This window comes from Xanthomonas sp. NCPPB 3200, assembly GCF_056393585.1.
The window spans coordinates 3,620,269-3,632,369 of the sequence record NZ_CM150785.1 but is presented as its reverse complement, the minus strand read 5'-3'; the positions used below and the strand labels follow the sequence as shown (position 1 = coordinate 3,632,369).

The 12,101-nt window shown below is 60.4% G+C and carries 7 protein-coding genes and 1 pseudogene; 4 read left to right on the top strand and 4 right to left on the bottom strand.

The window, feature by feature from the left end:
* Nucleotides 1-104: 104 nt before the first annotated feature.
* Nucleotides 105-2,237 carry a glycogen debranching protein GlgX gene (glgX, locus tag AC06DU_RS15710; protein ID WP_478202795.1) on the bottom strand — a complete coding sequence of 711 codons (2,133 nt, stop codon included), beginning with the start codon at nt 2,235-2,237 and terminating at the stop codon, nt 105-107.
* 517 nt (nt 2,238-2,754) lie between these two features.
* Here glgX and rimK point away from each other — a divergent pair.
* The 4 genes and pseudogenes from rimK to AC06DU_RS15690 all read left to right on the top strand — a co-directional run bounded on the left by rimK (nt 2,755) and on the right by AC06DU_RS15690 (nt 6,331).
* Nucleotides 2,755-3,630, top strand: coding sequence for a 30S ribosomal protein S6--L-glutamate ligase (rimK, locus tag AC06DU_RS15705; protein WP_016904091.1), 876 nt, complete (start codon nt 2,755-2,757; stop codon nt 3,628-3,630).
* Nucleotides 3,631-3,820: 190 nt separating this feature from the next.
* Nucleotides 3,821-4,299 (top strand): annotated as a pseudogene (locus AC06DU_RS15700) (hypothetical protein).
* Nucleotides 4,300-4,326: 27 nt separating this feature from the next.
* Complete coding sequence (locus AC06DU_RS15695; protein WP_006448355.1) at nt 4,327-5,004, top strand: response regulator transcription factor; 678 nt, start codon at nt 4,327-4,329, stop codon at nt 5,002-5,004.
* Nucleotides 4,997-6,331, top strand: a complete 1,335-nt coding sequence (locus AC06DU_RS15690) for a sensor histidine kinase (protein ID WP_166767258.1) — start codon at nt 4,997-4,999, stop codon at nt 6,329-6,331. The genes AC06DU_RS15695 and AC06DU_RS15690 overlap by 8 nt, the downstream gene beginning before the upstream one ends.
* 104 nt (nt 6,332-6,435) lie before the next feature.
* Here AC06DU_RS15690 and AC06DU_RS15685 read toward each other — a convergent pair whose 3' ends face one another.
* The 3 genes from AC06DU_RS15685 to AC06DU_RS15675 all read right to left on the bottom strand — a co-directional run bounded on the left by AC06DU_RS15685 (nt 6,436) and on the right by AC06DU_RS15675 (nt 11,930).
* The gene (locus tag AC06DU_RS15685; RefSeq protein ID WP_478202794.1) at nt 6,436-6,831 is read right to left on the bottom strand and encodes a SymE family type I addiction module toxin; all 396 of its coding nucleotides are present in this window, start codon (nt 6,829-6,831) and stop codon (nt 6,436-6,438) included.
* Between the two features lie 442 nt (nt 6,832-7,273).
* Nucleotides 7,274-7,582 (bottom strand): hypothetical protein, encoded by a 309-nt coding sequence (locus tag AC06DU_RS15680; RefSeq protein WP_259162381.1) that lies wholly within the window; start codon nt 7,580-7,582, stop codon nt 7,274-7,276.
* Nucleotides 7,583-7,592: 10 nt separating this feature from the next.
* Nucleotides 7,593-11,930, bottom strand: a complete 4,338-nt coding sequence (locus tag AC06DU_RS15675) for an RHS repeat-associated core domain-containing protein (protein ID WP_478202793.1) — start codon at nt 11,928-11,930, stop codon at nt 7,593-7,595.
* Nucleotides 11,931-12,101 lie beyond the last annotated feature (171 nt).

Sequence of the window (12,101 nt, the reverse complement as noted above, 5' to 3'; positions counted from 1 at the left end):
GATCCTGTTAAAGCCGTAGCCTCCGTCGCCGATGTCGAAGCAATAAAAAACTCGCGGCCTACCGGGTTTCCGGCAGGCCGCGAGTTCGTGTTACCGCATCAGTGTTACTGATCGTTCTTGCACTCAAACACCGACACGCTGCGCGGCGGGGCCAGGAATTCGCTGGCGCCGGCCGGCATCATGTCCACTTCCAGCGCTTCGTCGGTCGAGAGCGCCAGCTTCCAGTGCACCGGTTCGTCGGCCGAGGGCAGGGTGAAGGTCACGCCTTCGTGGTAGGCATTGATGACGATCAACAACGTGGCGTCGTTGGCCAGCTCCTTGACACCGGAGGTCTGTGCCTTGCCTTCCAGCAGCAGTCCCACCGAGCGCGCGCCGGCATCGGTCCAGTGCGCGTCGTCCATTTCGGTGCCACCCGGATTGAGCCAGGTGAGATCGCGCAGGCCTGCCTCCTCGTTGTACTGGCCGTTGAGGAAGCGGCCGCGCGACAGGATCGGATAGCGCTTGCGCAACTGTGTCAGTGCCTTGACGAAGTCGGTCAGGCGGCCATCGGTCGGGTCGTTTTCCCAGTCCAGCCAGATGATCTCGTTGTCCTGGCAATAGGTGTTGTTGTTGCCGCCCTGCGACTGCGCACGCTCGTCACCGGCAAGCATCATCGGCGTCCCTTGCGAGAGCAGCAGCGTGGCGAGCAGGTTCTTCATCTGCCGCTCGCGGATCTGCAGCACGTCCGCGTTGTCGGTATCACCTTCCTCGCCATAGTTGCAGGAACCGTCGTTGGACGAACCGTCGCGATTGTCCTCGCCATTGGCGATGTTGTGCTTTTCGTTGTAGCTCACCAGGTCGCGCAGGGTGAATCCATCGTGCGCGGTGATGAAGTTGACCGACGCCCACGGGCGGCGACCGCGACGATCGAACAGATCGGCCGAACCGGTGAAGCGCGTGGCGAACTCGGCGAGCTTGCCATCCTCGCCCTTCCAGAACTCGCGCGCGTTGTCGCGGAACTTGTCGTTCCATTCCGACCAGCCCGGCGGGAAGTGACCGACCTGGTAGCCGCCGGGGCCGCAGTCCCAGGGTTCGGCAATCAACTTGACCTCCGACAGCAACGGATCCTGGTTGCACGCATCCAGGAAACCGCCACGCTGGTCGAAGCCACTCGGCTCGCGTCCCAGGATCGTGGCCAGGTCGAAGCGGAAGCCGTCCACATGCATCTCGCCGGCCCAATAGCGCAGCGAATCGTTGACGAACTGGATCACCCGCGAGTTGCTCAGATTGAGCGTATTGCCGGTGCCGGTATCGTTGATGTAGTAACGCTTGTCTTCGGCAAGGCGGTAATAGCTGGCGTTGTCGATGCCCTTGAACGACAGCGTCGGGCCCAGCTCGCTGCCTTCGGCGGTGTGGTTGTAGACCACGTCCAGGATCACTTCCAGGCCCTGCTTGTGCATGGCCTTGACCATGTCGCGGAACTCATCGCGATGTCCGCTGGACAGGTAGCGCGACTTCAGCGCGAAGAAGCCAATGGTGTTGTAGCCCCAGTAATTGCGCAGGTCCTTGTCCAGCAGATGCTGGTCGTCCAGATACGCATGTACCGGCAACAGCTCCACTGCGGTGATGCCCAGGTCCTTGATGTATTGCAGCACCTGCGGCTGCGCCAGGCCGGCGAAGGTGCCGCGTACGGCCTCCGGTACCTGCGGGTTGCGCATGGTGTAGCCACGCACATGGGTTTCGTAGATCACCGTCTCGTTCCACGGCTTGAGCAGGCGCGCATCGTCTTCCCAGTCGTAGGTGTCTTCGACCACCACACACTTGGGCATGAACGGTGCGCTGTCGCGCTCGTCGAAACTCAGATCGCCATCCGGGTGACCCACGGTATAGCCGTACAGTTCGTCTGCCCAGATCAGGTCGCCATCCATCTCGCGTGCATATGGGTCCATCAACAGCTTGTTGTGGTTGAAGCGGTGGCCTTCGGTGGGCTCATACGGGCCATGCACGCGGTAACCGTAGCGCTGGCCGGGTTTGACGTCGGGCAGGTAGCCGTGCCAGATCTCGTTGGTGTATTCCGGAAGATCCACCCGCACTTCGGTGCCCTGTTCGTCGAACAGGCACAGCTCCACGCGCGTGGCATGCGCGGAAAACAACGCAAAATTGGTGCCCTGGCCATCGAAGACGGCACCGCGCGGAAACGGGCGTCCTTGACGGATGCGGGAGGGGTTGGCGTAAGCCGCGCTTGCTGGACGTCGCATTGAGAGTCTCGGGTGCGCCGGCATGCCGGCATTGAGGGAACTCAAGCATTGCGGGTTGCGCTGTGCAAACTGCGTCACGACGACAGGGGGGCGGCGTGAGGGCGGTCGATGCGGCACGCGGCGGCCGGTCATTCCGCCCGAGGTGACGGAAGCGCGCGCTGACGCGGATGGAGCTGAGACGTCGAGTCGCGGATGTCTGCTGCGTTGTCTGCGCGACTGTCGCCGGGGCAACCCTGCGTCGTGGATCACCTATGCCGAGGTACGTCAGCGCGCTTGAGCGCTGCGCAGCCGCCCTGCTAGCATCCGGGCCGTCGCAGCCACGCCGCGCGTGCAGTCTTACAGCTGCCTTGCTGCGTCACTTCCACCTCCCATTCTCGGGGCCGTCGCACACCCGTCGAACGCAACGTGCAGGGCAGGGACGCTGCCCGCGCGTGCAATCGGCCGGCAGACCTACGGACTTGGGTCACTCCGTCATCAGACTCCGACCATGTCCAGGCCGCGCCGTACACCTGCCGCGATGAAAATCGCCATTCTTTCCCGCAACAGCAAGCTGTATTCGACCCGGCGGCTCATCGAGGCCGGGCGCAAGCGTGGTCATACCGTGCGCATCCTCGACCCGCTGCGCTGCTACATGCGCATCGCCGCCGACGGTTTCAGCCTGCACTACAAGGGCAAGCCGATCACCGGCTTCGATGCGGTGATTCCGCGCATCGGCGCCTCGGTCACGCGCTATGCCACCGCCGTGTTGCGCCAGCTCGAATTCATGGGCACCTACACGCCCAACCCGTCCGACGCCATCCTGCGCTCGCGCGACAAGTTGCGCGCGCATCAGTTGCTGGCCGCGCAAGGCATCGACATGCCAGTGACCGTGTTCGGCGACAACCCGGACGACACCCAGGATCTGCTGTCGATGCTGGGCCCGCCGCCGCATGTGGTGAAGTTGAACGAGGGCGCGCAGGGCGCCGGGGTGATCCTCACCGAGAAAGCCAGCGCCTCGCGCGGCGTAGTCGAGGCGCTGCGCGGGCTCTATGCCAACTTCATCGTGCAGGAATTCATCGGCGAGGCCGAGGGCGCGGACCTGCGCTGCTTCGTGGTCGGCGACCGGGTGGTTGCCGCGATGCGCCGGCAGGCGGCCGAGGGCGACTTCCGTTCCAACCTGCATCTGGGCGGCAGCGCTGCGGTGGCCCAGGCCACCGAGCAGGAGCAGGAGGTCGCGGTACGCTCGGCGCGCGCGCTGGGCCTGGCCGTGGCCGGTGTGGACCTGATCCGTTCCAGGCGCGGGCCATTGGTGCTCGAGGTCAATTCGACCCCTGGACTGGAGGGCGTGGAAGGGGTGTGCGAGGTGGACGTGGCGGCGGCGATCATCCAGCACCTGGAGCAGTCGATCCGCTGATCGGGTCAACAGCTTTGTTAGCGGAAAATTAACGAAAATCTAATCCTTTCCTCGCTAGCCTCACCCGACCGTAGCTCCGCTCTCGGCAGTGACGGTGATCGGGATGAACTTTTGGCCCAAGTGCGTTGTCGCACTTGGGCCTTTTTATGTGGCGGCTTGCTGCCCCCAGGCTTCGCGTCTACATTCGCTGATGTTAAATCGCTCAGGCACACAAGGAGGCGTCGGCATGGCAAGGCAAGTCAGCACCGCAATGCTGCTCAGCGTGAGCGTTTTCCTGATCAGCCCTGCCTGCGCAATGGCGGGTGATGTCGGCGCCCCGTCCAAGCCACCGGCAAAGCAGGTGTGGAGCGATATGCACAAAGGCGCGAAGCACTCCGAGATCAGTCAGGGTGAGCGCGCTAAGGTGACAGCAGCACTTGATTGCAGCGAAGCCACGTTGGAGGCACAGCCGGATGTCACCGTGCTGCAGCCGGACCAGCGCGCAGCGTTGCATAACGATCAGGAGCCCGTCACCCAGATTTTGACCAAGGCAGGCGAAGATAGTCGGCTAGTTGCCGGCGCGCGCGTGCAGCTGGTTCGCAGATAAGTACCAGACAGGGTATGACCGCCGCCGAGCGCCGCCGTCAGACGACTGTGAGTCAAGACGAAATTTCTCGGCGCCAGCGCTAAAAAAACAGCTTAACCAATGAGGTTCCAGTGCGAATTCTAGTAATCGAAGACAACAGCGATATCGCCGCCAATCTGGGCGACTATCTCGAAGACCGCGGCCACACGGTGGACTTTGCCGCCGACGGCGTGACCGGCCTGCACTTGGCCGTGGTGCATGAGTTCGACGCCATCGTGCTCGACCTCAACCTGCCCGGCATGGATGGCATCGAGGTGTGTCGCAAGCTGCGCAACGAAGCGCGCAAGCAGACACCGGTGCTGATGCTCACCGCACGCGATTCGCTGGACAACAAGCTGGCCGGTTTCGACTCCGGCGCGGACGACTACCTGATCAAGCCGTTTGCACTGCAGGAAGTGGAAGTGCGGCTCAACGCGTTGTCGCGTCGTGGCAAGGGCGTGCACACCCGCGTGTTGGAAACCGGCGATCTGGAATACAACCTGGACACACTGGAAGTGCGTCGTCGCGGCAAGCTGCTGCAACTCAACCCCACTGCGTTGAAGATCCTGCAGTCGCTGATGGAAGCCTCGCCGGCCGTGGTCACCCGTCAGGAGCTGGAAACCCGCGTCTGGGGCGAAGAACTGCCGGATTCTGACTCGCTGCGGGTGCATATCCACGGCCTGCGTGCGGTGGTCGACAAGCCTTTCGATGTGCCGATGATCCAGACCCGTCACGGCATCGGCTACCGCATCGCCTCGCCCGATGCCTGAAAGCAATAACGGCGCGCGGCCCGCCCGCAGGCGCGGCCGCTATCGGCGGCGCCTGCGCAGCCGCATCATTCTGTCGTTCGTGCTGTTGGGCTTCTGCCTGACCACGCTGTTCGCCTTCGCCACCAACTGGGCGCGCTCGCGCGTGGAAAACCAGTTGGTGGAAGACGTGATGAACCGCAACATCGACGCCTTTGCGCAGCGCTTCTATTCCGACCCGCTGCGCAACCCCGACCTGCCGGTGCAGCAGATGCGTGGGCGGGTGGTCAAAAGCGACAAGTTCGAAGCGCTGCGGCTGGAACAGCCGGAGTGGTATCAGTTCCCGGACGGCATCCACACCATCTCCGGCGTGGACGAAAACGGCAACGCGTATTCGTACAAGCTGGCGGTACGCAAGACGCCGAGCGAGTGGTTCTTCCTCGCCTACGACATGACTCAGACCATCAAGGGCGAGATCCAGCTCAAGCGCACCTTGATGCTTTCGGTGCTGGTGTTCAGCGGCTTCTCGCTGCTGATCGGCTGGTGGTCCGCATCCAAGGTCATGCGCCCGGTGTCCGACCTGGCCGCACGCCTGCGCGCCTATCGCGGCGGCACCAGTGAGCCCAAGCCGCTGGCCGCGCACTTCCCGGACGATGAAGTAGGCCAGCTGGCCGAAGCGCTGGACGATTACTCGGCCCGCCTCACAGAAGTGGTGCAGCGCGATCGCGAATTCAACGCCGACGTCAGCCACGAACTGCGCACCCCGCTGGCGGTGATCCGCGGCGCCACCGAACTGCTGCTCACCAAGCCCAACCTCGACGAAAAGATGCTGCAACGCCTGCAACGCATCCAGCGCGCCGAACTGCAGTGCAGCGACCTGATCGGCTCGCTGCTGCTGCTCTCGCGCAACGAACGCGGGCAGGGCAGCAGCAACGTCGCCAAGGTGGCTGAGCAACTGATCGACGCGCACCGCGCCCAACTCGGCGGCAAGCAGCTGGAGCTGCTGCTGGAAGGCGAGCGCGACTTGGTCATCGACGCGCCCGAATCTGCCTTGTCGGTGGCGCTAGGCAACCTGATCGGCAATGCGGTCAAGTACACCCAGGATGGCCAGGTACGCGTGCGCGTGCTTGGCGATGCGGTGGAAGTGATCGACTCCGGCCCCGGCCTGAGCGAGGAAGACGCCGCCAAACTGTTCCAGCGCGGCTACCGCGGCACCCACGCCGGCCACTCGCAAGGCGGCGGCATCGGCCTGTCGATCGTCAGCCGGCTGTGCGACCTCTACGGCTGGCGCGTCAGCGTGCGCCCAGGCCAGGAGCGCGGCGTCATCGCAACACTAGCCTTCCATCGCTAACCAACCACGCACTTTCGTAGGAGCGCACCCGGGCGCGAGGGCTTTACACGTATCGTCCTCCCCATTGCAGCGCGTCCAAACAACAACCACACCCAAAACCCAGCTCAGCGCTCCACCACCGTCACCACCAACTCGCCCGCACGCGCCGTGATCTGCAGCTTGCACCCAACCGCAAACCCCAACTGCTCCAGCCACAGCCCGCGCAAGCGCACGCTGGGAATGCGCTGGCTGTGGGGCCGGCCCGGTTCTGCATCGTAGAACGCATAGCCCACCGTGCAGCGTGTGGGCGTGCGTGCCTTGCGCGGTGGCCGCGGTGGCAGATCATCCACGCGAGACCTGTGGCGGCGGTCGAAGTCGGGGTTGTCCACATCGAACGTGGGTGACGGCACCAGCCGCATGGGCTGCGTGTCCTTTACCGGCGTGGCTGCTCGCTTGGCGGAAGCGGTGCGCTTGGTATTTGATTTGGACCGCTTGGCGGTTGGAGACTGCGCCCGGCTCATCGCCTCACCTCCGCCAGCACCACCGAGCGACGACGCCCACCAGCCAATATCGATGCATCTGTCATGACAACGCCTCCTTCGAAAAATAGGCACCGTCGCCGGCCGGCGACGGGATGTCGGGAGGTTAGAAACCGCTCATAGCCGGCGGGCGTATTCCTCCAGAAGGAGTGTTGTATTAGCCGCCCTCCCGACGCAGGCATCGCGTCGGCTTGCGCCTGCGAACAGGCACAAAAAACCCACCAGTTTGACGGAGGTGGGTACCGCTATGAGAGGAGTTTCTACGCTCCTTGAGGCAGAGGTTGCTACTGGTTGATTGGGATGTCAACTGCCCCCGAATAAAGATTTCAGTAGTGTGAGTGCCATCGCTAGAAATTTACGCGTAACTCCGGAATTAAGAGTGATTCGGTTTCTTCGCGAGGAATGTTTTAGTCAGAATCGCTAATTAACCTTGACCTCTGGTGTTCTGCGACGAGTTGATTTTATTTATGGCATTTTCTATTGCAGTGATTGCCGGCTTGACGCTAGGGTGAGATTGAACCCATAAATCCCCGAGATATTGACGCACGTTCAATTGTGCCAACTCCTCAAGCAATTTGCCTGATGTCTCTGCTTGTAAGAGTTTGTGTGCCGCTCCCATTACATTCTCTGTAATCTCGGCATTGCCGCAGCCGAGCTCATCCCCCCATTCTTTTTGAATGGAGGATATTAGTTTTCCAATGGCTCGGGCAGCCTCACTTCTATTTTTCTTCATTTTTTATTGATCACAGGCATGCCCATCTTTGGCATTTGCGAGAATATTCATTTTCCAACTTTCGAAGTTCGCCAAGCCTTCTATTTAGTAGTTTTTCATGACCCCTAACCGTGTCTTTTAGTGCTTCGCCGGGCCCGATCCGCCAGGGGAGGCCGGCGGGATTTGAAAGTAGATCAGGGTACCTCTTTCCATAAATTTCTTGGCTAGTATTCTCAATTTTCCTCGCAAGGCTTCGGCAATACTCGCCATTCGGATCTTCTTGTCCACTCCAGGGAATTGGGGCTGCGGAATCGAGCGGCGTAGCGATAGGGCGTGGTAGCACCGCTGGTCTTGCTAGGGTGGGTGCCAGCCACGGTAAAACAATTTCAAGTCCGTATATGTCGACGAAATTGTAGGGGTCAGAGCTTACATAGGAATACGTACTAATGCCGCCAATAAGGCCAGTAGGATCTGATTCGATATAGCGGCCAGTAGAAGATTCATAATCTCTGAAGTAGTTCTGATTTAATCCGCTAGCCGTATCATATCGCTGCCCCGGGAAACGCATATCCAACACCAGCGCCGCACCATCCCCATCAGGATCCTGATTCGGCGCGGTGTTGCCGAAGGCCTCGCCCTTCAAGCTCCACGTCCACACCGCCGCATCGCGGGTGGGGTCGATCACCACGCGTGGGCTGCCCAGGTGGTCGGGTTCGATGTAGTGCAGCGTGTTGGCATTGGCTAGCAGGCCGACCGGTAGGTCGTCCAGCCAGATTGCCTGCTGTTTGGGCGCGCCGTTGCTGTCGTAGTCGCCCAGCCAGTGGCCGGCTTCATCGTAGAGCGTGTAGGTACTGGTGGTGCCGAGGAAGCGGCGCACCTGCTCGCCACGGCCGTTGTAGCGGTAATTCATGGTCACTGCGCCGGCGCGGCGGGCCTGGGTCATGCGGCCGGTGGTGTCGTAGGTGTACTGGCGCGCGGTGCCGCCAATGGCGGTGGTGTTGCCGGTGGCGTCGTAACTGCGGGCCACGCCGGCCACCGCGCTGAGGCGATGGCTGTCGGCGGGGTAGGTGTAGGCCTGCGTGGCCGTGCCGACCTTGGCGCTGAGGCGGTTGCCGGTGGCGTCGTAGCTATAGCCGTCGATCAGGGTGCCAGTGCGGCCGTCCTTGAGGCCGGTCAGGCGGCCCAGGGTGTCGTAGCCCAGGCCGATCTCCGGCGTGGGATTGCCAGCGGGCGTCAATGCGGTGAGGTTGCCGGCCGGGTCGAAGCCGAAGCCGACTTCCAGCCCGCCTGGGCGGGTGTCCTGGATCGCTTGCGGGCGGTAGTCCAGATCGTACTGGCGGGCGAGGGTGCGGCCATTGCCGTAGGTCCAGCCAGCGGCTGGGCCGAACGGGTAGTAGCTGGCATTGCCCAGCAGCACTTGCCGGCTGCCGCCGGCCGGGGTTACGCCGACCTCGGTGGTCTGGCCTTGCGAATTGCGCACATAATCGACCACCGCCCCGTCCGGATAGATCATGCGGCGCAACTGGCCGCCGACGGTGTAGTCGTAGCGCAGCACCAACGCCTTGCTGTTGCTGGTCTGCACTTTGCGCACCAGATCGCCGAAGCGGTTGTAGCAGTACTGGGTGATGGCGCCGCCGTCCTGCATCTTGGTCAGGCGGCCGATGGAGAAGGTCTCCCCGCTCGCACACACTGTCTGCGTCACGTCGTAGGTGTACGTCACGTTGAGGCTGGTGGTTGGGTAGGTGACCTTGATCAGGCGATTGAGCGCGTCGTAGCCGTAGCCGGTGGTGTTGCCGCGCGCATCTGTCTGGGTGGCACGGTTGCCGGCGCTGTCGTAGGTGTAGCTGGTGACGCCGGTGTCCGGGCTGGTGAGCTTCACCAGATCGCCAAAGCCGTTGTACTCGTATTTGGTATCCAGGCCCTTGGGGTCGGTGACCTTGGTGAGGTTGTCCAGCGCGTCGTAGTCGAAGGTGGTGTTGGCCTTGATGCCGGCCACATCCTGCAGCGTACGCGACAGGCGGTTGAGCGGGTCGTACTCGCTCTGCGTCGCGGTTGCCAATGCATCGGTCACCTTGGTGGCGTTGCCGTTGGCGTCGTACTCGAAGTCGGTGGGGTCGCTGGCCGCGGTGGCCTGCGTCTTCAGTTGCCCCAGCTGGTTGTAGACGCGCGAGAGCGTACGCTTCAACGTACCGGCCGCGTCCTGGGTGTCTTCCTTGACGCGATTGCCGGCGTTGTCCAGCGTGTAGTGGACGGTGTTGCCCGCGTTATCGGTGATATCGGTCAGCCGATGCGCCGCATCGTAGGTAAAGACGGTGAACGCGCCATCGGGCTGGATGACCTGCTTGACCAGGCCGGTCGGCCAGTAATCGATGCGGGTGATGCGGTCATCGGCCTCGCTGGACGCATCGCTTCCGCGCTCCTTGCTGGCCGTCAGCCAGCCGCGCGGGTGATAGGTGTAGTCGGTGACGATGCCGTTGGTGTCCTTGATGGATAACGAGCGGCCGGCGCCGTCGTAGGCGAGGTATTCGGTGGTCTGGCCTAGGGCGTTAGTGGTCTTCTGCAGGTCGCCTTTGCGGTGCGCGCAGGTGGCTGATGTTGCGGTACAGGCGCTATCGTCGGTCGCGTAGTAGGTGTAGCGCAGCAGGTCGGACAGGTCGCTGCGTGCGCCATCAACAAAGATCCGGGTGCCAAGTAATGAGCAAGCGCCAGCATCGATATCGGCCTGTTCGCAATAGGCATTGGTGGTAGTTCGTGCCGTATCGGTTGATGGGTCGACCTGTGACACAGTCAACGCCTGGCCGCGAGTGTTATAAGTCCATCTCGACTTTTCAGCTAATGCGTTCGCAGCGTCGTAAACTCGGCGCTCCAGCGGGACAGCGAAATCCGGATGCCAATCGGTCTGGAACGTCCGCTTTCCCACATGATTATTAGCATCTGTTCTTGAAACCAGTAATCCGCGTGTATCATATTGCGTTGAAGTCGAGTTTCCAGCGAAATCCACGGTGCTTTGTGGATAGCCATTGGCGTCGTAGACCCGAGAAAAATATGCGCCGCTTAGGCAAGTGTCGCAATTCGTGTCCGATGCGCTCAATTTGGCACGACCCAAGCTAACAACGTAGTCGTAATGAGAAGTCTGACCCAATGCATTGGTTACGCTTGCTTGTCCCTTGCCACGCAATATCGTGATCTTGTCAATGTCACTATCAACCCCTCCATGGCGACTGCTAGTGGCCAAGCCGTTTGCGTCATAAGACCAGCTTGCATAGCGCTGGCCTGATTCGTCAATGATGCCGGTTAGCAGATCGGAACCGCTGGTACTTTCATATTTGTATTGGAGCGAGCCCGCGGCTGCAGAGTCATTAGCGTGCTCTGTTTTGATGAGGCGTGTGCCTTCATAGGTGTAGTGCAATTTGGTACCATCTGGAGTGCTCAAGCCATTCAATAGCTTGCCAGTGTAAGTAAAAAGCAATGCGCGGCCCTGACGATCGCGAACCTCGACGAGTTGCAAGTTGCCGTCATAATGCAGGCTGACGACATCTCCATCGGGATACTCGATGCGTATCAGTATCCCAGAGTTGTCATAGTACTCTTGCTCATTTCTTGAATTCTTGACGCGCCAGCCGGTCTTTCCATTTTCAGAGGTGGCAGTCAGACGATCCTGGACATCGGCATCCGTTATCCATTCAGTGCCGGGTTTTTTGAAGCGATAATGATTTCCTGATGGTCGGCTTAGTATGATCACCTTTTGGCCGTCAAGCCAATAGGTAGTCAGTCTGCTTTGGTAGCCATGTCTCCAATGTCGCCCTAGTTCGCCTCCAGGGCTATACGCAGATTCGCTGCTTGTGTAATATCTGGCAAAATCAAGGTGACCTGTTGTCGAGGCGTAGTCTTTTACCGCCTGTATTTTCGCGCCAGTGAAGACATGGATTGGATTGCCTGTCAATGTTGGGCCAGTCAGAATGCATTGGTTATCGCAACTATTATTTTTTCCTGCGTCTAAGGCTTCCTCGCATGCCAATCCCTCGCAGTTCGTTGACTTGTAATAAGCAAAGTTGCGAGTTGCTTGGGTAATGTTGTCACTTAAATTCAAAGAAGAGTTGACGATGCAGAAATTTAAATCGCAGCCGTCAGTGAGCATGTAATAGGCTCCTGGCGCATAGCTGCTCCATTCCCTGACATAATATCTTCCCCAGTCGGCAGCGGTTGCATATGCTGTGGCTTTATCGCATATTTCATTTGTGCAAGCCCATTCTTGTGCGTTGGCGTCTTTTGAGTTTGAGCATAAGAACGCCAGGGTGATAAGTGATAAGGAAATTTTTAGTTTCCTAAAGGTAGTGAGGGTCCAAAAATTTTCCTGCATCCATGCCATGGTAGATCCTTGCTATATTTTAAGATTTATGAGGTGGTAAATTTTTTGGTGGCAATCGGCTTGTTTCAACTGTTGAGGGTTTCGCCGTCCCGGTAATTCTTTTCATGCCGCGTTCCAGTTCTGTCTGCCATGTAACTGCACATTTCCTGCTCCGTGGCCTATTTTTCCGAT

Excerpts from the sequence above, each read along its gene's own strand:
- glgX (WP_478202795.1), bottom strand. The coding sequence starts at position 2,237 with ATGCGACGTCCAGCAAGCGCGGCTTACGCCAACCCCTCCCGCATCCGT.
- rimK (WP_016904091.1), top strand. The coding sequence starts at position 2,755 with ATGAAAATCGCCATTCTTTCCCGCAACAGCAAGCTGTATTCGACCCGG.
- AC06DU_RS15690 (WP_166767258.1), top strand. The coding sequence starts at position 4,997 with ATGCCTGAAAGCAATAACGGCGCGCGGCCCGCCCGCAGGCGCGGCCGC.
- AC06DU_RS15685 (WP_478202794.1), bottom strand. The coding sequence starts at position 6,831 with ATGAGCCGGGCGCAGTCTCCAACCGCCAAGCGGTCCAAATCAAATACC.
- AC06DU_RS15680 (WP_259162381.1), bottom strand. The coding sequence starts at position 7,582 with ATGAAGAAAAATAGAAGTGAGGCTGCCCGAGCCATTGGAAAACTAATA.
- AC06DU_RS15675 (WP_478202793.1), bottom strand. The coding sequence starts at position 11,930 with ATGGCATGGATGCAGGAAAATTTTTGGACCCTCACTACCTTTAGGAAA.